The organism is Methylobacterium sp. CM6247, from assembly GCF_054817925.1.
In genome coordinates, this window is sequence record NZ_JBTXKX010000003.1 from 3997205 (window position 1) to 4018478 (window position 21274).

A 21274-nucleotide genomic window follows, 5' to 3' on the forward strand; every position below is an offset into this window, starting at 1 on the left:
TGGCATGAACGTGCCGCGGACCAGCACTATGTGGATGACTATCGCCCCAGCACAGAGCGACGTGGCAACAATGTGCTCTCCACCGGCGGCGTAAAAGAGGAACGAATTAGTGACAGAGCCTGCGCAACGGCCCGTGATCACCTATTATTTCAGTTTCATTTCTTTGTGGTCTTACGTTGGCAGCGGGGCTTTCCAGGCGCTCACCCAACGCCACGCCGCTGAGATTATATATAAACCCGTCAACCTGCTGGAAGTTTTTGCGACGGGCGGCGGCAAGCCTGTCAAAGAGCGGCCTTTGCAACGCCAAGCCTACCGGCTTGTCGAAATGCAGCGCTGGCGAAAGATCCGCGACATCCCGCTGGTCCTTCACCCGAAATTCTACCCTGCCGACCCCTCGCTTGCGCACCGCGTGCTGCTCGGTGCACTCGAGGAAGGCGCCGACGTCGCCGATTACGTCCATGCAGGTCTGTCGGCGGTTTGGGCAGACGAACTCGATATTGCCGATCCAAATACGATCGTACGGCTCGCCAATGCGTCCGGGCTCGATGGTTTACGTCTTCTGGAAGGTGCATCTGCGCAGGGCTTGCTCGCGCGCGAGCAAGCCCTGACGCACGAAGCGATTTCCCGGCAGGCCTTCGGGGCGCCGTTTTACTTCTACCGCGAAGAGCCGTTCTGGGGTCAGGATCGACTCGATCTGCTCGATGCGGCAATATCGGAAGGTCGCAAACCAATCCCGCTGCCCAAACTGTCCGTCCCGGCCTGATCAGCGATAGCGCGCTTACCCGCGCCGTTGAATAAGGCATTGAGAGCTAGGGCCGCGAGTGCGGTCAGCAGGATCGGGTCCTTGACGATAGGGTTCCACGCCTCGGGCACCAGCTTGAAGAACTGCGGCTGCACGATGGGGATCAATCCAATCCCGAGTGAGACCGCGATGATAAGCGCATCTCGGCGGCCTAGCCGGCCGAAGTCGACCTGCCCGAGGATGCGAATGCCGGTCGCGGCAACCATCCCGAACATGACGAGCGCAGCGCCGCCCAAGACGGGTTGGGGGATCGAGGCCGCGACGAAGGCCACCTTGGGCACGAGCCCGAGCAACAGCATGATTCCGCCGGCCGCCGCACAGACCCAGCGACTGTGGACGCCCGTGAGACCAACCAATCCGACATTCTGCGAATAGGACAGGTAGGGAAAGGTGTTGAACACACCACCGATCAATGTCCCGAGCGCGTCCGCACGCAAGCCCCGGGCGATATCGCGTGTCCCAACGGGGCGGCCCGTCATGACCGAGAGGGCCAGGAACATGCCGGTTGCCTCTATGAGGACGATCGTCATCACGAGGCAGAGGATTAGGGACGGCACAAGGTGAAAGGTCGGAAGGCTGAATGCGAAGGGCAAGACGACACGTAGCCACGGTTCGGCACCCAGGCCGTCGAGATTTGTCCAACCCATCGCCGCGGTCACAGTATAGCCGACGAGAATGCCAATCAGCACAGCGACATTGGCGACGAAGCCGCGAGCAAACCGAACGAGTAAGAGGATGACGCTGAGCACGAGGCCAGCGACGAGGATATGACCGGTCGCACCAAACTCGGGCGTGCCCGCGCCGCCGCCCGCCCACCCGACGGCTACGCGCGTGAGCGCAATGCCAATCATCGTTAAAATCGTTCCCGTTACGACGGGCGGGACCCGCCTTGGCCCTCACCGGTCAGGGCGGAGACCGCGCGCCGCGCGCCCCAATCCAATACGATCCCCCCGCACATGCCCCCAAGCGCCGACACCACCGCCAACCTCATCGCGGACACCGACCGCGCTTAACTGCTCATGAACGGGCGCACATCACAGCATGACCCGGACTTCGACCCGCCCCCGGTGACCAAGCTCTTCATGCCCGACGGCCCCGGCATCTGGCTCCTCAGCGAACTCGACCCAACCGAGCCCGACCGTGCCTTCGGCCTCTGTGACACCGGCCACGGCTACCCGGAACTCGGCGACGTCCTCATCCGCGAACTGCATACAATGCGCGGCCGCCTCCGTCTCTCGATCGAGCGTGACGCCCACATCACCCCAGACCGGCCGATATCCAATACGCTGAGGAAGCGCGGGCGGCCGGGTGCATCACCACCTGAATAACCAACGTTCATCTGGACCCACTACCCACCACTACCGGCACCTCGAACACGGCCACACAACGCCACCGGTCACCTGACCACCCGAGTGACCACATCTCACACTTCTCGCGAAATCAGCTCAGTCTAAGTGTTTGAAAATATGGAACCCGAACCGCGCCAGTTCTGCCCGGATCGCCCCTTCATCGCGACCGCCGACCTGTAGCTCAGCCCCATGGCATCAACGGGGGTGCAAAACCAATCCTTAGGCCAAGGTCTCGGCCCCCGATCATCTCAGCCCAAGCCAACTGGCCTCCGGGAAACCCGGCGCGGTTCACTCGACAGGTGGACGGAATTGGGAGAGGCCGGCACCCCGACATCGCCGAAAAGGTCCCTCGTGCAGGGTCCAGTCCCGTGTCCCTCAACACATCACTGCCTGCACCGCGCGCGAACACTCCGGCCGAGAGCTTGAATGCGTGAACGCGAACAATCCGGTATGAGCGCTGCAGCCCGAAGGCGCGCCAGACCCGCGAGACCATGCCCTGGCTCATGTCGACCCTCCGGGCCATAGCCCAGGTCGACGAGTGCGTGGCGTTCTCCGGCTGTCCCTGCAGAGTAAGGGTGACCATCCCTTCGATGGCCGAGTCCGCGACGGGACGCGGCGCACCCGATTGGGGAAGGTCTACAAGGCCGACGAGGCGATGGGCAAGGAGGCGGGCGTGCCAGGTGTGACGCTCATCCGGCTGACGCAAGATCACGCACAACGCCGCTGTTGGTCGATCCCGGCTCGGCGCAGGCCTGCACGATTTGCACGCAGGGAGCCAACGCCTAGCCGATCTTATGGCGGACGAGCCCCGCTGGGCGCATTCGCTCGTCCGCTGTCAGGTCAATAGCGGCGGGTTTGGGACCACGTGCCATCGAAAGCTTCCGTGCGAACAATACTCACACAAAACCACCAAACAAAAAACCGCAACCGACCTTCTAACTCAGACAGATAGACTATATCCTGCTCACGCGACTTGCCTCAGCGCCAGTTCGGCAAGCACTCCGCCCTTCTCCAGAAGCTCCCGATAGCTTCCCTCCTCGGCGATTCGTCCTCCCTGCAGCACATAGATGCGATCGGCGTGCTGGATGGTCGACAAGCGGTGTGCGATGACGACGCGGGTGGCGTCGAGCCATGCGAGCCCTTCGGAAACGATCTGCTGGGTCCGGTTATCGAGGGCGCTGGTGGCTTCGTCGAAGAGCAGGATCCGCGGTCGGCGCACCACCGCGCGCGCGATCAGCAAGCGCTGCCGCTGGCCGCCGGAGAGCAGCGTCCCGTCTTCGCCGACGAAGGTGTGCATGCGCATCGGCATGGCCCGGATATCGGCCTCCAGCCCAGCTATGCGCGCCGCCTCCCAGGCATCTGCTTCGGTCAGCGTGGCGCCGTTGAGGATATTGTCCAGGATTGTACCGCTCGTGGCGCGGCTGGATTGGAGCACGACGCCCATCTGCCTGCGCACACCCAGCAGATCGAGGCTGCTCAATGCCTGATCGTCGAAGAACACCGAGCCGCTCTCCGGCGTCTCGAAACCGAGCAGGATACGCATCAGAGTCGACTTGCCGGAACCGGAGGTGCCGACAATGCCGACGAATTCGCCAGGATTGACCCTAATCGATACCCCGTCCAGAACGACGGGGCCGTCGGCGCGATAGCGGAAGACCACATCGCTGACCTCGATCCCACCCCGCAGAGTGGGCAGCGCGCCGTGTCGGCCTATGTTTTCGGGTAAGGCCGCCAGCAACGGCGCAGCACGACCGTAGAGCGGCTTCAGGGACAACAAAGCGGGCAGCGCGCTTCCCAGCGATAGAGTCGCGGACATGAACTGGCCATAGGCGGCGTTGAAAGCAACGAAGCGGCCTATTCCAATCTCGATTCCGCCGAGGCCAACGATCCCGATCAAAAGGGCTGCGGAAGCGATGCCGAAGGCCGTTGCGAAAGCGGAGAAGGCGGACGAAAGTCCGCTTTGGCGGAAACCTAAAGCCCGCCTCGCGATGAATAGCGGCGACCAGCGAGCGAAGGCCCGCGCCTCGGCACCCGCGACCTTCAGCTTGGCGATGCCCTGGATCAGTTGCAGCGCCAATGCCTGCAACTGGCCGTCCTTTTCAAGGGCTCGCTGCTTCCAGGAGAGCATCCGTAGATTGACCCCCACCGTCACGACAAGCTGAAGGAGGACGAGCCCGATCGCAACGAGGGCGAGGCGCCATTCGTAGTAGAGGATCAGAGCGAGACTGGAGACCGAGAAGACAGCCGAGAGCAGTGAACTGACCGCGGTCCCCCCGACCACGTCGTGCATCTGGTTGATCGCCGCGGCTCGCAAGGCGAGATCGCCCGCCGCGTAGTTCCGGAAGAAACCAGCCGGCAAGTGCAGGAGCCGGTCCCACACCGCTCCTTCGAGATCAGTGTTCAGAAGTGTAGCGAGCCGCAGCACCAGGAAGCCGCGAACGAGCTCGAAGACGATGCCGCCGAGCCCGAGTGCTGCGATGCCGGCCGTCAGCTGCAGCAGTTCGGGATGCGAGGCCGCTGGGATAACCGTCTCGAACAGGATTTCGGTCGCTATCGGCGTCACGAGGCCGAGCAGGCTGCCGACGAGTCCGATGATCAGAATGGCCGTCAGAGTGGGCCAGGCGAGTGGCGCGGCGAAACGGAGCAGCCCGCCGCCGTCGATCGCCGCATCGGGCAAACGACGCTGGAGCACATAGCCGTGATCGACGATAGCGGCGGCCGTCCGCGCATCGACAGGGCGGTCCCGGCCAACCTCGCGAATGCGGTAGCCACCTCGCCAACCGGTTCCGGCGATCAGCGCGACCGGGCGGCCATCCTCGCGACGGACGCTGAGAATCGATTGCCCACCGCGGCGCCACCATCCTGGCTCCAGCCTTATGCGGCGTGTCCGAACGCCAGCCCAGGCGGCGAGGTCGGCGATCTGCCCCTCGATCGATAGGCCGTCATACTTGCTCGCATCGGGCGGCTGCGTGGAAGGCATGCTGACCGCCGTGGCCTCGGCGACGGTGCGGAAAGCCGACGCGAGCGAGTCGTCGTGAGGCGAGCCGCCAGCGGCAGGGGCTAGAAGCGGCGCGACGGTTGCGGCGAGGACGGCGCGGTCGCGGGCTGCCTTACCGGCGATGCGCGTGACCTCGTCGGCCTCCCTGTTCGCTTCAGAGAAAGCGAGTGCACGGGTGACCCGCTCGTGATGTCCGAGCAGGGCGTCCGCGAGACCGCCTTCCACGGCAAGGTCCGCGCTCGTGCGGCAGTCGATTACTGTGCTGCGATCGGCGACGATTCCACCGGAGGTCACCGGAACCGCAGGCATACCGGGCAAGCTCGGGCCGGCTCCCGGCAGATTAGTGAGAATTGCTGCGTCGCCGGCTGCAACCCAGAGCAGCCCCTGCGCCGGTCGCGCGACGCAACCCGATTCCAGCGTGCCTTTTCCTTCGCCGAGCAAGACGGATGTACCCGTCAAGACCTCGCCTGCGGCGCGAGCAGTGCGGTCGACCCAGTTTTCCGCCGCTTCGATCGCGGCAGCCTCGCCGGCATCGAGCCTGGCTAGGAAGGGCTCAACTGCGAAGGACGATAGCCGCGAGCCCGGCCTGGGGAAAGCAAGGAGCCGCGCTTCCGCCGGCATCGACAACGCGGTTGCCGTAAGGGAAAGCGGCAGGGCGATCTCGTGGAGACCGAGAGTTGCCAGGTGTCGGCGCCGTCCCGCCCGGCCGGCCCAGTCAAGATAGAGATCGGCCGAGCCGATATCGACCCGCAGGCCGGCTGATGCGATGGGCACCCCCCCGGTATGGTCGACGACCGTCGTGCCGGAGGCCGCGATCCAGTGAGGAGCTTCATGCGGCACAGATCAGGTCCCCATAGGTGCCCGGCTGGTGGTAGAGCGTTTCATGCGACCCGCGCTGGACGATCCGGCCATGATCGAGCACGAGGATCTCATCGCAATCGCGGATGGCGCTGAGGCGATGGGTGACGAGAATGATCGTGCAGCCGCGGCGGCGTAGATTGTCCAGGATCGCCGCTTCGGTCGTGGAATCCAAGGCCGAGGTTGCTTCGTCGAGCACGAGGAGGCTAGGCTCCCCTACCAGGGCCCGGGCGATCTCCAGACGCTGGGCTTGGCCGCCCGACCAATTGCTGCCGCCCTCGCTCACCGGAGCGTCGTAGCCGCCGGGGCGCACCGCGATCGTGTCGTGCAACTCGGCATCGCGGGCGGCATCGACGAGCGCGCGTTCGCTCACTTGCGGGTCCCAGAGCGTTATGTTCTCGCGAACGGTGCCCTCCATCAGGACCACGGACTGCTCGACATAGGCGATCGAGGCGGCGCGGACGCCAGGCAGAACCCGGTCGGCGGGCTGGCCGTCGAAAGCGATGCTACCTGCCCAGGGATCGGCCAGTCCAACGATCAGCCGTGCGATCGTGGACTTACCGCTACCCGAGGGGCCGACAAGGGCGATGCGGGCCCCCGGCGCGACCGTCAGCGAAAAGTCTTCGATCAATGGCCGATCAAGCGGGTTGTAGCCATAGGCGAGATCGGTGATCTCGACCGCGCCCGAGAGGCGGCGCGGCGCGCCCTCGACCGCTTCCGCGACCTTCGAAACCAGCCGGCGATCGAGCGGATAGCGCAGCACGTCGTCGACGCGCTCCATCGCCACCCGCAATTCCCGCATGCCCGAGACGACGCCGACGAGCCCGCTCATCTGCGACAGGAAGCTCGACAGCACGGTCTGGAACGCGGCGAGCGTCCCGACCGTGATCAGCCCCTCCATGGCGCGCCAGCCGCCGACGCCGAGGATCACGGCCATCGTCAGCGCGCCGAGCGCGCGCGGGATCAGACCGAGGAACTGGAGCGGCAACTGAGAACGATGCACCGCATTCAAGGTGCGCGCTTGAGCATTGGCCCAGCGGTTCAGGAAATCGCCCTCGGAGGCGGTCGCCTTCAAGGTTTCGATCGACTGAATGCCGCTGATGGAAAGGCTGCCGAGCGCCGCCTGCTCGCGCATCACGGTACGGGCGGCGTTCTCCTGCCGCCGAGCGACAAGACGAGCGAACACCACGTTGAAGAGGGCGAGCGCCAGCCCGATGCCGGCCAGTACCGGATCGTAGGCCGCCATGAGGGCACCGTAAAACACTGCGGAGAGCCCCGTTACCAGCAAGGCCGAGACCTGGCTCCCGATCAGGTCGCACGCCCGCTCTGTCGTCGCGAGCCGGCTTGCTATGTCACCCGCATAACGCTGGGCGAAGAAGCTCGGCGAAAGGCGCAGCAGGTGCCATGTCAGCCTCAAGCCCAGCGACACGCCGAGCTTCCATTGCAGGCGCGCCAGGAAATAGCCCTGCAGCCAGCTCAACAAGCCGCCGAGAATAGCGGCACAGGCGAGGCCGAGCAGCAACGGTCGCATCCAGTCCGTCAAGTGGTGGACGAGGATGTCGTCGACGAAGACCTTCGTCGCCGCTGGAACGAAGATGCCGGGGACGAGGGCAGCGATACCGGCTAAAACCAGGAAGACGACGGCGCCGCGCGAGGGGGCGAGTTGGTCGCGCACCGCACGCCAGACATTGGTTCGCACACCCGAAGGCCTGAACTCTGGCCCCGGCGTAATGGTCAGCAGCACGCCGGTGAAGGCGCGGTTGAATTCCTCATGCGAGACCGTGCGCGGCCCACTGGCGGGGTCGTTGAGATAGACGACCTTGCGGCCAACCCCTTCCAGCACGACGAAATGGTTGAACTCCCAGAACAGGATTGCCGGTAGCTGCTTGTCGGCAAGCTTGTCCGGCTCTGTGCGCCAGCCCTCGGCCGCCAAGCCGTAGCGGCGCGCCGCCTGCACCAGGTTCTTCGCCTTGCTGCCGTCGCGCGACACGCCGCAGGCGATGCGCAACTCCTCGAGCGGAATCCATTTGCCGTGATGCGCCAGGATCATGGCGAGGCAGGCGGCGCCGCATTCGACGGCCTCCATCTGCAGGATGGTCGGTACCCGTTTGCGGCCGGTCCGCGGGAAACGCAGGGGCGGCACCTCGCTCATAGGCCGATGAACCGGCGTAGTGCGGGAATGAACAGGCTGATCGGCCGGCCCGATTTCACCGTCACCTGGCCTTCCAGAAGCGTGGTCGAGGCGAGCTCAACCTGCTCGCCGCGTTTGGAGGTCCAGGCGTAGCTGTCCGGGCCGCCGGAACCGGGACTGATCCGCACAACGAGCTGGAGTGGCGGCCCAGCGCGGGTGAAGAGGCGGGCGAGATCGGGATTGCCGAGTCGATTGCTCAGCGCCGTCTCGTTCTCCGGGCTGTCGTCAACTTGGGTCACTGTGCCGATCAGCGAGCCATATTCCTCCTTCTTGGCGGTGGAGGGCGATAGGCGCACCGCCATGCCGAGTTTGACCTCCTTCCCGCTATCGGCCGGCACATAGAGCAGCGCGTCGAGCCTGGGGCCGCCCTGTTCGATCACCATCAGCTTTTGGCCGGCGCTGACCAGCGCATGGTCACCGGCCTCGTTGGTGGTGATAGCGCCGTCGGAGCGAGCTACGATGACGGTCGCCAGATTCTCGCTGAGATGGGTCTGGGCACGTTGCCCTTCGGCGTCGCGAAGCTGGCGATCGAACGCCGCGAGCTCCTGATCGGTCTGGTGACGCAAGGTTTGGAGCGTGGCGTCGAGCGATAACAGTTCCGTTCGCGCCCGGGAGATCGATTCGCGCGCGGCGAACAGCCTCTCGCGGGTTTCGATGATCCGGTCGGAGGGCATCAGCCCTTTAGACGAGAGCGATTCGCGTTGACCGAGCAAGGTGTTGAGCGCGTCCACCCGGGATTCTCCGAGATCGATCGTCTCCTGCAAGGCTTCTCGCTTGCGCTGGGCCGCGATCGTCTCCACGCGGATGCGGTCCCCGATACGAGCAGCGAGCTCTACGCGCTGTGCCGTGAGCTGGGTGACGCGGCTATCAACGTCGTTGAGGCGGGCGGCGTCCTCGGGCGCGCTGAGCCGGGCGATCAGATCGCCTTTCTTCACCTTGTCACCGCGCTGGCGATAGCTGTCGAGCCATCCGGCCTTGGGAGCATAGACGCTGACGAAAGCGCCTCCCGCCGGCACGAGCAGGCCATGGCCGCTGACGGTGGTGCGATAACTGCCCAGGATGGACCAGCCCAGGCAGCCGGTCACGATCACCAGCGCCGTACCCAGTGCCGCCCAGCCATGCGGAGAGGTGACCCGAACCATCTCGTCGAGCCTGTCGGGGCCCGCAAGACTATCGAGCGCCTCTTTGCGGTAGAGAACTGCCGTCATGGAGTGTGGTCTCGGAGCGAGGGGGCGTGCGCCCTCGTTTGAACGACGACGCGGCAGGAAACGGAAGGGAAGCCTTCCGCCTGCCATCGGAACTCAGCCCCGTCGATCACCCTTGCGGCTTGACTGTTTTCGGTGGCTTCGTCACTGGCGGCGGCGATTCCCGCGCCCACCACCCCGGCTGCAAGCGTGCCGACGTCGAGCGTGGCCGCGGCGCAGCCGCTCAAGCCGGCGATCGCAGCGGCCATGTCGGCGAAGCTCGTCCCTTGATGAACGGGGCGGTCATCGCGCAGCCGACCGCCGCCCAGCTCACGCCACCATTCACGGTGGCCAGCGCGTTAGTACCCGGTGTGGAGCCTTGCTGCAGCACACCTTTGCGCCGATCTTCCGCGGCACGTCGCAGGAATTTGGCCCTGGTTACTTTTTGGCCCAATCCACCAAAGCACCCACTCCTGCGCCGATCCCGGCAGCAACGCCGCCTACGACCGCCCCGGCAATGAGCACGGGAGCGCTGGCGACAGCGACGACCCCCGAGCCGACCGCAAGAACTCCGACACCGACGACCCCTAGAGTGCCGCCCGCAATGCCGCCGATACCCGCGCCGGAGATACCGCCCTGCATGCTGTCGAGGGCCTCGTCTGAAAGAGGCGTATGGCTGTCCACGGGCTCGCCCACCCCTTTCAGGTCCACATCCCTATTCACCGTCTCCGAGGTAGGGACAGAGGGTACTTCCCGCCCAAGCAACGGCGTATCGCTCGTGGATACCAGCACGGCGTCGGAATTTTGTTCTTCAGACATTCCATTCTCCTCTTTCGTTTCAGCTTAAATGCTTTGAATAATCATACTATATGTCATCTCAGTTAGGTCTATGCGGCATCATTCCGGAAGCATTTACCGTATTAGACCCACCGATGGCGGCTGTTTGCTCCGGCCAGCCAGTCGATCTATAGCAGTATATAATAAAATTTTGTTAATGCGTTACTTGTCGATAATAGCCTGAGTGAGTTCTCTATTTCAAGCTGAATCGTTGAGGGAGTTGGCGGCCAGGAGGCTGGCGACGCAGGAGAGACGACCTTTTGCAACGTCGAGGCGACCGGCGCGCTCGCGGTTCAGGCCAACCTGTGGCTAAGCCAGCCAAAGCTCCGCTCGACGACCCAGCGCCGCTGTGGAAGCCCGCTGGCAGGGCCCGCCACCCTCCGCCGGTTCGAAGGTGCCAGGCGACCGTAATATGGACATCGTGGCAGACGCCGGGATCGTCACCGACGTCAGCGACGCCGTCGCGGCCATCCTGGTCACCGGCGGCGGGATCGGCATCTCGCCCACCTACTGGCGGCGACCCATGTCGAGTGAGGCGACCTTGTCCCGGTCCTGCATGACTACGCCGTTGACCGTCACCCAATCACCGCTTTGTGGCCGGAGAGCCGCGGGGGAAACCCAAACGTGAAGGCGTTCCTGACTTTCCTCGGAGAGATCTTCCAGACGCCGGCGCCTTGGGACGTGACCGTGGCCAATCGAGTTACGGGGATCTCCTCAGGGATCTTAGGGGCCGGTGCCGAACCGCACGGGGGCGAAGGTCCACCGCCTCCGGTCGATCAGTTTGGCGTCGAAGGCCCGGTAAACCCATTGCCCTGATCGGGATCCGCGGCCTAGCTGGCTGCCATGAGCACCAGCATGCACGACGTCAGCGTTCCGATCTTCGTCAACGGACTCCGCAACATGAGCGCCTGGCTCGACAAGGCGGCGTCCGAAAAGCCGGAGGCCGAGCTTCTCGCCGGACGCCTCGCGCCCGACATGCGGGCCTTACCCGCCCAATATCAGATGGCATCCGATAGTGCGAAGAACGCGGTGGCTCGTCTCGCCGGCATCGAAGCGCCTTCGATGCCGGACACCGAGGCCAGCTTCGCCCAACTCAAGGAGCGTTGCGCCAGGACAATCAGCTTCATCGAAAGCGTCGATCCGGCCGCGCTGGCATCGAGCGCCGAGCGCGAGGTAGTGCTCAACTTTCCCAACGGCACCGGCTATCGCTTTACGGGACAGGCCTACCTGACCGGTTTCGCGTTGCCGAACTTCTTCTTCCACGTCACCACGGCCTACGCGATTCTTCGCGCATCCGGCGTGGCCCTCGGCAAGCCGGATTTCCTCCGTCACCTCGGGCCGCCGACCTTCTGACCCGACAACAGGCCAGATTCGGGGAGGCCGTGCGATGCCCGCGGCGCCTCCCGATCGGCACGGGACGGCCAGAACGACCGCCCCATTCTAAGCGACGCCGATCAGAGGACGGGCATCCCGCCCGCCACGGTGACGAGGGCACCCGAGGTGTAGCTGCTCTCGTCGGACGCCAGCATCACGTAAGCCGAGGCGAGCTCGGCCGGCTGTCCCGGTCGTCCGAACGGCACCTTCGAACCGAACGATTTCACCGAGTCTTGATCCATGCCGGAGGGGATGAAGGGCGTCCAGATCGGCCCCGGCAGCACTCCGTTCACGCGGATGCCCTTCTCGGACAGCAACTGGGCGAGGCTCAACACCATGTTGCTCAGGGCGCCTTTGGTGGCGCTGTAGGCGAGCAGCGACGGCATGGGGTGCTTGGAGTTCACCGACGAGGTGAAGATCACCGAGGCCCCCGGCTTCATGTGGGCGAGCGCCGCCTTCGTCACGTAGAACGGGCCGAACACGTTCGTGCGGAAATGGTCCTCGAAGACGGTGTCGTCGATACCGTCGAGCCCCTCGTTCGGTTGCTGGAAAGCGCCGTTGTTGACGAGGAGGTCGAGGCCGCCGAACGTCTCGGCAGTGCGTGCCACGATCTCACGTCCGTAGGCCGGGTCCTTGAGATCACCCGGTAGCAGAAGCGCCCGCCGGCCGGCCTTCTCGATCCAACCCTGGACCGCCACGGCGTCCGCCTGCTCCTCAGGCAGGTAGGAGATTGCGACGTCGGCCCCCTCGCGGGCGAAGGCGATGGCGACCGCCCGTCCAATGCCACTGTCGCCCCCGGTGATAAGGGCCACCTTGCCGTCGAGCTTGCCCGAACCCTTGTAGCTCTCCTCGCCGTGATCGGGCTCGGGGGTCATCTTGCTGGTCTTGCCGGGGAAGCCCTGGGGCTGGGCCTCGAACGGAGGCCGGGGGTACTTATAGAGGGGGTCGGTCGTCATGGCCTGTCTCCGGAATGAATGCCGGTCCAACAGGATTTCCTCGGCCATGTTCCTGACGATGGGGGCAACCGATCCTGTCTAGCCCTTCGACACGCCGTGCGATCGTCTTGGCGTATCGCTTGTCTTGCTGAGGAACATCGCGGGGAGCTTCTTTCCGCTGAAAGGAAAGAGCCACGCTCCCTATGAGCCCCGAGCCTCCACCGCTAACCAGACGGGATGGGGATCGCCGGGTCGCAAGTCGAAGGGCATCGGCAGCAAGCGGTCCGTCCAAATGGGGCAGACCGCAGGATGGAGGGAACGGGTTGCCCCAAACCTCCAGAACGACCCCGATGTCCGCGGATTGAGCAGATAGGTTCCGTTCGCGTTGTCCGTCCAAGGTGGCGGGAAGCGGTGCGCAAAGGCCGACAGCACAACCCCGGCCTCGCCTATAACAAGGTTGCACCTTCGATCCGCCGGTCGACCGACGGCGTGGCTCCGAGATCCGGACCCCTCGGTTTGATGCAAGGCTTTGCCAATGCCCGGCAAAGCCTTGCCCCTAGGCAAGCCGGCCTCCCTCAAACGTTCACCAAAATCCAGACGAAGACAGCCGAACACGCTGATGGCTCCGAGCCGAAGCAACAACACGCTGCCCCCGGCCCAACAAACAGGGCGACATCGCCAATCGTGAAGAACCGCCGCCCCAGCGGGAAACCGGATTGCCGCCCCACACGGGCTGTCCGACGTCAGCACCTGTGGGACAGATTGAGGGTCTTCACGAACGGAGGATGGCTGGTTCATCGTAGCCCCTGAGGAGCGAAGATGAAGCAGACATCCGGACCGGCCAAGAAGCCGGCAGAAGCGGTGATCAAGGACATCCGTCGGGCCACACGTCGGCAGTTCTCGTCCGAGGAGAAGATCCGCGTGGTTCTGGAAGGCTTGCGTGGCGAGGACAGCATCGCCGAGTTATGCCGACGTGAGGGGATCGCCGCCTCGATGTACTACGGCTGGTCCAAGGAGTTCCTGGAGGCTGGCAAGAAGCGCCTGTCGGGCGATACGGCTCGTGCGGCCACCACGGATGAGGTGCGGGATCTACGTCGCGAAACGGGGGCGCTGAAGGAGGTCGTAGCTGATCTCGTCCTGGAGAACCGTCTGCTTAAAAAAAGCATGAGCGGGGCTGGGGGCGACGAGGCATGAGGTACCCGGCCCCCGAGAAGCTGGAGATCATCCGACTCGTCGAGCAATCCCACCTGCCGGTGCGTGCCACCCTGGACAAGCTCGGCATTACGCGCTCGACGTTTTACCGCTGGTACGACGCTTACCAGCGCGGCGGCCCCGAGGCGTTGAGCGACCATCCCTCGCGGCCGAGCCGGGTCTGGAACCGCCTACCTGCGGAGATCCGCGAGCAGATCGTTGCCCTGGCCTTGGAGCAGCTTGAACTCAGCCCGCGTGAACTGGCGGTACGCTTCACCGACGAGCGGGGCTACTTCGTCTCGGAAGCGACCGTCTACCGGCTGCTCAAGGCTCAGGACCTGATCACCAGCCCGGCCTATATCGTCATCAAGGCCGCCGACGAGTTCCACGATAAGACCACCGCTCCCAACCAGCTTTGGCAGACGGACTTCACCTATCTGAAGGTCGTTGGCTGGGGCTGGTACTACTTGTCGACCGTATTAGACGACTTCTCGCGCTACATCGTCGCCTGGAAGCTGTGCACGACGATGCAGGCCAGCGACGTCACCGCCACGCTCGACCTGGCGCTGGGTGCGGCTGGACTCGATCAGGCGCGGGTGATGCAGCGGCCACGCCTGCTCTCCGACAACGGGCCGAGTTACGTCGCCAGCGACCTGGCTGACTGGCTCGGCATTCGGGGCATGACCCACATCCGCGGTGCGCCATGCCATCCTCAAACGCAGGGCAAGATCGAGCGTTGGCATCAGACGCTCAAGAACCGCATCCTGCTCGAACACGCCTACTTGCCCGGCGAGCTGGAGACGCAGGTTGCCGACTTCGTCGAACACTACAACCATGCCCGAGCCCATGAGAGCCTGAGCAACCTCACGCCCGCTGACGTCTACTTTGGACGCGGCGAAGGGATCCTGGCCGAGCGCGAACGCATCAAGCGCCAGACCCTGATGGATCGCCGCTTGCGCCACCACGCGCAGGCCGCCTAACCTCTCACCCCAGATGGACCAGAACCTCCGCTCCTGAACACCGCAGACTGTCCCAAATCATCTGACGACGGACAGTCTGCAGCGGCCCATGATCATCCACCAATTGCGGCGGGCGTTCGGTCTCGTCGATGCCAATGTGATCGTACGCAGCGACTCACATGACCGAACAACACCGTAGCCGTTGATCATGGCCGTATGCCTGGTTCACCGCACGTCGGCCGAGGGTGGTTTTCCACCGACTTGCTTCGATCTTTCTCAAGATTAATCTTCCGTAAAATCCGCAGATCCTGAATTGGCGAGATAGAGTTCAAAGCTAAAATCTTCACAATTTGCTCATCAACGACATGGCCACGATTAGGTTCATCCCCCGGTTTCGGACATCTTTCTCGCGAGTTGGGTGGCTGCTCCACGGTTCAAAACGAAATCGTGGCCTTTGGGCTTCCGGCCGAGGGCCACGTCGATGATTCTCACGAGATCGTCGTCCGTCCCGCCGGTTCGCAGGAGTGTCCGCAGGTCCGTCGCGTCGTCCTGGCCCAGGCATGTGTGCAACGTGCCCGACGCCGTGATCCGCACTCTGTTGCAATCCGCGCAGAAGTTGTGCGTGTGCGGGGTGATGAAACCGATCAGGCCACCCGTCTCCGCGACACGCGCATACCGGGCCGGGCCGCCGCTTCGCATCGGGACGTCGATGAGCGACCAGCGCTCCTCGATCCGCCGGCGCAAGGCGTCCAGGGGTAGGTACTGATCGAGGCGATCGACACCGACATCGCCGAGCGGCATGGTCTCGATGAGGCTCAGCGTCATGTTCCGATCGTGGGCGAAGGCGATGAGATCGTGGATCTCGCCCTCCGTCCCGTCCTTCAATGCGACCGCGTTGAGCTTGACCGCGAGCCCCGCCGCGCGGGCCGCGGCGATCCCCTCCAGCACCTTGGCGAGGGAACCGCCACGGGTCAGCATCCGGAAGCGCTCCGAGTCGAGGGTGTCGAGCGAGACGTTGATCCGGCGCACCCCCGTCCGGGCCAGATCCTCGGCGAAACGGGCGAGCTGCGTTCCGTTCGTCGTAAGGGTCAGTTCGCGCAGCGAGCCGTCCCGGAGCGGCTGGGAGAATTCCTCGAACAGCCCGAGGATGCCGGGCCGCACCAGCGGCTCCCCCCCGGTGATGCGCAGCTTGTCGATGCCGCGGGCGATGAACAGACGCGCCAGCCGAGCCAATTCGTCCAGGCTGAGAATGTCCCGTCGAGAGCGAAAGGTCATGTCTTCCGACATGCAGTAGACGCAGCGTAGGTCGCATCGGTCGGTGACCGAGAGACGCAGATAGGTCACGCGTCGTCCGAAGCTGTCGATGAGCCCGCAGGTGGAGGCCGCATTCTGTGCTGCCATCTCAAGCCGCCACGCCCGCGACCGCGAGCATCTCTGCGCGCGTCACGAACTTCTCGCGGGGTTTTCCGACCGCTCGACCACGGGCGGCTTCGGCGGCTTCGATCCGGCGCCAGGCGGCATAATCGAGGATGTGCCCGGTCCGCTTTGCGAGGCTGGCGAACAGCGCGTCGGCGTTCCCGATCGGAGCCGGGAGAGACGCGAGGTCGGCGAGCAAGGCCGTGGCCGTCTCCACGCCACAGGCGCGATTCGTCCCGATCGTGCCGTGGGGGCCGCGCTTGCTCCAGCCGCAGGTATAGAGGCCGGGCACCGGTACGCCCTCCGCCTGAATTCGCCCGCCGAGATTGGCGTGAATGCCCGCCCGCGCATCGTAGGGGACGCCCTGCACCGGCGCGGTCCGGCGACCGATGCTGGAGATGACGAGGCCGCAATCGAGGTCGATCGTCCTGTCCGAGCCGGTTCGGCGCAGATGCAAGCTTTGCACGTGGCCCTCGCCCGACAGGCGGACGGGTTCCAGCCCGAAGCGGATCAGACAACGCCGCCGCTTGCCCGTACCGCCCTGAGCGTCGGCGAAACCACGCAGGATCGGAGCGATGGCGCGTGCCTCCATGCCGGCGTCTATCGACGGCTCCGGAATGCCCTCGGGCAGGTCATCGGGGTCGAGCCCCGTTTCGCAATCGCGTAGATCGCCGAACTCACCGAGTTCCTTCGGCGAGAAGCGTGCGCGCTCGATCCCGCCGCGCCCAACGATCTGCACCTCCCGGATCCGGCTCTCCGCCAAGGCGTCCAGCGCATGGGCCGCGATATCGGTATGGCGCAACTCGTCGGTGGTCTTGAGGAGGATGCGGGCCACGTCGAGCGCCACGTTGCCGTGTCCGATCACCACCGCCCGCTCCGCCGAGAGATCGAAGCTCAGGTGAGCCGCGTCGGGATGACCGTTGTACCAGCCGATGAACGCGCCCGCCTGATAGCTGCCGGCCAGATCTTCGCCGGGAATATCCATCCGCCGGTCCATGGAGGCGCCATTCGCCAGGATGACGGCATGATAGCAGGCACTCAGTTCGGCCACGCCGACATCGGCCCCAACCTCGACCCCGCCGATGAAGCGGAAGCCGGGGAGGCCGGCGATCCGGTCGAACACCGTGGTCACCTGCTTCAACTTCGGGTGGTCCGGCGCGACGCCGAACCTGACCAGCCCGAACGGAGCAGGCAGGCGCTCGAACATGTCCACCGCCACCGGCACGCCGGAGCGCAGGAGCGCCTCGGTCGCGTAGAAGCCGGCAGGACCGCTCCCGACCACTGCGATGCGAGCGAGCGCACTCATGAGGCCAGCCGCCTTGCCTGCTCGTCGGCGCCGGGTAACGGCGGAATCTTGGCGGCGATCACCGGGGTCTCGGCTGCCCGCAGGCGATTGATCTCGACCCATTCGGACTTGCCCGCCGGCATCTGCCAGGACGGGTGAATCGCGCCGACCGGGCAGATCGGCGCGCAACCGCCGCAATCGATGCAGTTCTCAGGGTCGATGTAGGTCATCTGCTCGTCGAGATGGAAGCATTCGACGGGGCAGACGGTGACGCATTCGGTATAGCGACACCCTCGACACGCATCGGTGACGACATAAGCCATGGACGTCTTACTCACTCTGGCATTGACGGGAGGCTGAGAGGGCCGTCAGGCGGCGGCCACGTCTACGAGCATGTCCGAGAAGGTCGGGGCACGGCCGAGATCGGCGAAGGCCGGGGGCGTCAGGGCGTGGACGGTCGGCCCGCGCTGGTTGGAGCGCTGCCAGAAGCCCGCCGGGGCAACGACCACCCCGCGCATCACATCGGCCGACAGGGTGGCGAAGGCCTCGAAGGCGCCCCGTTCGTTGAACACGCGGATCGGCGTTCCTGCGCCGATGCCACGGGGCGCGGCATCCTCCGGGTGCAGGAGCACTGCCTGCTGCTCGCCCGCCTGCGCCACCTGAGCCGGAAGGTTGCCGTAGTTCGAATTCATGAACGCGTGGCTTTTCGGCGAGATCAGGCTGAGGGGGAAGCGCTCGGCCAGCGCCGGCGCGGTGCGCGGGTTCTCGTTCGGGGGCACATAGTGCGGCAGCGGATCGACCGGCTCACCCGCCTGATCGCCGCCATAGCCCTGGCGGAACAATGGCACTACGAAGTTTCCGCCTTCGGCCAGGCTCGACTTGAACTCGCACTTGCCGGAGGCCGTCGGAAAATTGCCGTCCCGGTGTGGGGCCCAGGAATCGGCCGCGTCCATCGTCAGACGCATGTAGCCCTTCTGTTTCAACTCATCGAGAGTGATCCCGGCGAGGACCGGGCTCGACCAATCCATCGAGGCTTCGATCATCTCCTCGTCCGACCGGAAGAAGAACGGATCGTCGATCCCGAGCGCCTTGGCGAGTCGACGGAACAGTTCGGTATTCGATACGGCCTCCCCGAGGGGGGCGATGGCCTGGTTGTTGTAGGACAGATACAGGTGCCCCCAGGAGAACATGATGTCCTCCTGCTCGAGCTGGGTCGTCGCCGGCAGCACGATATCGGCGTAGCGCGCGGTGTCGGTGAAGAAATGCTCGCTCACGACCGTGAACAGGTCCTCGCGCGCAAGGCCCTGCTCGATCACCTGCTGCTGCGAGACCATCGCCATGGGATTGGCGTTGTAGACCATTAAGGACCGGATTGGCGGGTCGAGGGACATCTCGCCGGTGAGAGCCGGGCCGAGGCGCCAGGAATTGATGACCCGCATCGATTCCGGCTGGAGATCCGGTCGCATCAAGCCCGCCCAATTCACGGGGAAGGCCCAGATCGGCAATTGGAGCAGGCCACCGCCGACATGCTTCCAGGCGCCGATCAGCGCCGGAAGGCAGGCGATCGCCCGGACGGTCTGGCCGCCGCCCGCATGGCGCTCGACCGCCACGCCGATCCGCACCACCGCTGCCGGTGTCGTGGCGTATTCACGGGTGAGCTTCAGGATGTCCTCGACCGGGATACCGGTCTCGGCCGAGGCGAATTCCGGCGTGTAGGCCTCGCACCGCACGGCGAGTTCGTCGAACCCGAGAGTGTGTTTGTCGATGTAGTCGCGGTCCGTGAGCCCTTCCTTGATGATGATGTGCATCATCGCCATCGCCAGGGCGCCATCGGTGCCGGGCTGGATCGGGATGTGCCAGTCGGCCAGCCGCGCCGTGCGGGTGCGGACGGGATCGATGACGACGAGCTTGGCACCGTTCCGCTTGGCCTGCTCGATGAACGGCCAATGGTGCGAGTTGGTGCTGAGCGTATTGCATGCCCACAGGATGATGTATTTGGAATGGACGAAACTCTCGGGGTCCACGCCCGGCGTATGCCCGATTGTCATCATGTAGGCGGTACAGGCGCCCGAATCGCAGAAGGTGCGCTCACAGACGCTGGCGCCGAGCTTGTTGAAGAGGGGATCGCCGACGTTGAGGCCGTTGATGATGCCCTGGGTACCCAGATAGCTGTAGGGAAGGATCGCCTTGGCTCCGCTCTCGGCGATGATGGCCTTCCAACGGCCCGCGATCTCGTCCAGAGCCTCGTCCCAAGTGATGCGCGCGAACTGGCCGCTTCCCTTCGGACCGACGCGCTCCATCGGGTAGAGCACGCGCTGGTCGCTATAAACCCGGTTCTGGTAATCGTTGACCTTCACGCAGAGGCGCCCTTTGGTGAAGGGATGATCCGGGTTGCCCCGGACAGCGATCGCCTTGCCGTCCTCCACCGTCGTGAGGATCGAGCAGGTATCGGGGCAATCGTGCGGGCATGCGCCGATGACGACTTCGCGAGCCATATCCACTCTCCGGTTGAGTAATTCTCGAACAGGAGGAGAGCGTGCCAATAATCGAGGCCGCGGGCATTATCGGGACCTGCGCCTTCGTATTCCTCGACTGCGGTCCTCAGCCCGGCGGAACGGACGGTCTTTCTAAACCTCAGGCTCAATGGCGCGGTTTGTGCACCGGTTGGAGCGATTCCAAGTGCTGACGCGAGAGAGGGAGCCATGCTGGGCCATTCGGTCGACAAGTACGTGACAGGCCGGTTGCTCGACACCTCCAACGATTTGCGCTGGTCGACTCTGCACGCCGAACGCTGGAGCCATATGCCCGGCGAGCTCCCGTCCCTCACCCCACACGATACCGAAATTGCCGTCCAGTTGGGCGGTCGCACCTTCGTCGAACGCGTCGGGGACGGACGGCGTCAAAAGACTCACGGCCATCGCGGCACGATTTGGCTCTGCCCGGCCGGGATCGAAGAAAACTATATCAATATCGCCGATCCGATGGTCGATTGCCTGCATATGTTCATGCCGGCTCACCCATTCGAGCAGACGATGCTGCGGGATCTCGACATAGACCCCGCCCGGTGTGAATTGCGCTACGATGTGATCCAGCAGGATCCCTTCATTGAATATGTTGCCTGTCGCGTCATCGATGAAATGGAGCACGAGACCGCAGCCGGACGTCTTCTTATCGAAACACTGGGAGTCGCGCTGGCGGCCCATCTGGTCCATCGCTATTCGGCCGCGACCATCCGCATCCCGGAGAGCGGCGACAAGCCCCTTGATCGACGACGCCTGGAACGGGTTGAGAATTACATCACGGCGCACCTGTTTGAGGATTTCGCGGTCGCCGATCTGGCGTCGGCCGCCTGCATGAGCGTGGCGCATTTCACCCGCAGTTTCCGTGCGGCGACGGGGCGTACGCCCTACGAGTATGTGAGTGGACGCAGGCTCGAACGCGCCAAGCATCGGCTCGTGACCGAGGAGACACCGATCTCCGAGATCGCAGCGGCGATCGGCTTCTCGTCGCAGGCGAATTTCACGCGCGCCTTTCGTAAGGCGATGGGCGTGACCCCGGCCCAGATGCGTTCCTCCGCTCAGAAATAGACGCTGCGGTTTGCTCCGAAGAGACGTCTCCAACCTCCGGACATGGATGGGGTCCGCAAGAAGACCGCAGATCGGAGGATCGATTGAGCGCGCTCTTCTCCATGACACGATGCAAGGGTCGAGAGCGCTGGTTCGGGAGCGGTATCGGTGTCATTCGGCGCTCGACGCCTGCTGTTCCGCAGGCGCAACCCGGCGGCGTGCAGAGCCGGGCCGAGTCGCGTCCATGGCCATGACCACGGAGCCCGGACGAGTTCCCGTCGGCCGGCCATTCCTTCGGATGGATCGAGACGATCAAATCGTTGCGAACG

At 64.6% G+C, this 21274-nt stretch carries 16 protein-coding genes and 2 pseudogenes; 6 read left to right on the forward strand and 12 right to left on the reverse strand.

Annotated elements, in window-relative coordinates:
• The first annotated feature begins 133 nt into the window (after positions 1–133).
• Positions 134–763, forward strand: coding sequence for a 2-hydroxychromene-2-carboxylate isomerase (locus tag ACYQOP_RS19885; RefSeq protein ID WP_461223597.1), 630 nt, complete (start codon positions 134–136; stop codon positions 761–763).
• Here ACYQOP_RS19885 and ACYQOP_RS19890 read toward each other — a convergent pair.
• Positions 679–1674: pseudogene (locus tag ACYQOP_RS19890) on the reverse strand (solute carrier family 23 protein); the annotation flags it as partial. The gene ACYQOP_RS19885 and the pseudogene ACYQOP_RS19890 overlap by 85 nt on opposite strands.
• A gap of 195 nt (positions 1675–1869) precedes the next feature.
• Between ACYQOP_RS19890 and ACYQOP_RS19895 the strand changes: the two are divergent.
• Entirely contained in the window at positions 1870–2130 is a 261-nt protein-coding gene (locus ACYQOP_RS19895) for a DUF2958 domain-containing protein (protein WP_461223598.1), read from the forward strand.
• A gap of 436 nt (positions 2131–2566) precedes the next feature.
• Here the strand turns inward: ACYQOP_RS19895 and ACYQOP_RS19900 are convergent.
• From ACYQOP_RS19900 to ACYQOP_RS19925, 6 genes and pseudogenes are all read right to left on the reverse strand, one after another.
• Positions 2567–3023: pseudogene (locus ACYQOP_RS19900) on the reverse strand (COG3415 family protein); the annotation flags it as partial.
• Between the two features lie 92 nt (positions 3024–3115).
• On the reverse strand, positions 3116–5989 hold the full coding sequence (locus ACYQOP_RS19905) for an NHLP bacteriocin export ABC transporter permease/ATPase subunit (RefSeq protein WP_461223599.1): 2874 nt from the start codon (positions 5987–5989) through the stop codon (positions 3116–3118).
• Entirely contained in the window at positions 5979–8159 is a 2181-nt protein-coding gene (locus ACYQOP_RS19910) for an NHLP family bacteriocin export ABC transporter peptidase/permease/ATPase subunit (protein WP_461223600.1), read from the reverse strand. Before ACYQOP_RS19910 ends, ACYQOP_RS19905 begins: the two co-directional genes overlap by 11 nt.
• The gene (locus ACYQOP_RS19915) at positions 8156–9406 is read right to left on the reverse strand and encodes an NHLP bacteriocin system secretion protein (protein ID WP_461223601.1); all 1251 of its coding nucleotides are present in this window, start codon (positions 9404–9406) and stop codon (positions 8156–8158) included. The genes ACYQOP_RS19910 and ACYQOP_RS19915 overlap by 4 nt, the downstream gene beginning before the upstream one ends.
• A complete protein-coding gene (locus ACYQOP_RS19920; RefSeq protein WP_461223602.1) occupies positions 9403–9651 on the reverse strand; it encodes a hypothetical protein in 249 nt (82 codons plus the stop codon). Before ACYQOP_RS19920 ends, ACYQOP_RS19915 begins: the two co-directional genes overlap by 4 nt.
• Before the next feature lie 169 nt (positions 9652–9820).
• The gene (locus tag ACYQOP_RS19925) at positions 9821–10201 is read right to left on the reverse strand and encodes a hypothetical protein (protein ID WP_461223603.1); all 381 of its coding nucleotides are present in this window, start codon (positions 10199–10201) and stop codon (positions 9821–9823) included.
• Positions 10202–10631: 430 nt separating this feature from the next.
• Between ACYQOP_RS19925 and ACYQOP_RS19930 the strand changes: the two genes are divergently transcribed.
• A complete protein-coding gene (locus ACYQOP_RS19930) occupies positions 10632–10847 on the forward strand; it encodes a hypothetical protein (protein ID WP_461223604.1) in 216 nt (71 codons plus the stop codon).
• 215 nt (positions 10848–11062) lie between these two features.
• The gene (locus ACYQOP_RS19935; RefSeq protein ID WP_461223605.1) at positions 11063–11572 is read left to right on the forward strand and encodes a DUF1993 domain-containing protein; all 510 of its coding nucleotides are present in this window, start codon (positions 11063–11065) and stop codon (positions 11570–11572) included.
• A gap of 101 nt (positions 11573–11673) precedes the next feature.
• Here the strand turns inward: ACYQOP_RS19935 and ACYQOP_RS19940 are convergent, their stop codons facing one another.
• Entirely contained in the window at positions 11674–12549 is an 876-nt protein-coding gene (locus ACYQOP_RS19940; RefSeq protein WP_461223606.1) for an SDR family oxidoreductase, read from the reverse strand.
• A 798-nt stretch (positions 12550–13347) separates the two neighbouring features.
• On the opposite strand from ACYQOP_RS19940, the gene ACYQOP_RS19945 reads away from it, so the two are divergent.
• Positions 13348–14699, forward strand: a protein-coding gene (locus ACYQOP_RS19945) for an IS3 family transposase (RefSeq protein WP_419951276.1) whose coding sequence is annotated in 2 segments (ribosomal slippage) — positions 13348–13684 and positions 13684–14699 — 1353 coding nt in all. Because the reading frame shifts where the segments join, the coding sequence is not laid out codon by codon here.
• A 360-nt stretch (positions 14700–15059) separates the two neighbouring features.
• On the opposite strand, the gene moaA is transcribed toward ACYQOP_RS19945, so the two are convergent.
• From moaA to ACYQOP_RS19965, 4 genes are read right to left on the reverse strand one after another with little or no spacing between them, the layout of a single operon-like run.
• Positions 15060–16079 (reverse strand): GTP 3',8-cyclase MoaA, encoded by a 1020-nt coding sequence (moaA, locus tag ACYQOP_RS19950; protein WP_461223607.1) that lies wholly within the window; start codon positions 16077–16079, stop codon positions 15060–15062.
• A gap of 1 nt (position 16080) precedes the next feature.
• A complete protein-coding gene (locus ACYQOP_RS19955) occupies positions 16081–17400 on the reverse strand; it encodes an FAD-dependent oxidoreductase (protein WP_461223608.1) in 1320 nt (439 codons plus the stop codon).
• Entirely contained in the window at positions 17397–17702 is a 306-nt protein-coding gene (locus tag ACYQOP_RS19960; protein WP_207411344.1) for a ferredoxin family protein, read from the reverse strand. The genes ACYQOP_RS19955 and ACYQOP_RS19960 overlap by 4 nt, the downstream gene beginning before the upstream one ends.
• A 45-nt stretch (positions 17703–17747) precedes the next feature.
• Positions 17748–19874 (reverse strand): molybdopterin-containing oxidoreductase family protein, encoded by a 2127-nt coding sequence (locus ACYQOP_RS19965; protein ID WP_461223609.1) that lies wholly within the window; start codon positions 19872–19874, stop codon positions 17748–17750.
• A 207-nt stretch (positions 19875–20081) separates the two neighbouring features.
• Here ACYQOP_RS19965 and ACYQOP_RS19970 point away from each other — a divergent pair, with 207 nt between their 5' ends.
• Complete coding sequence (locus ACYQOP_RS19970; RefSeq protein ID WP_461223610.1) at positions 20082–20966, forward strand: helix-turn-helix domain-containing protein; 885 nt, start codon at positions 20082–20084, stop codon at positions 20964–20966.
• Positions 20967–21274 lie beyond the last annotated feature (308 nt).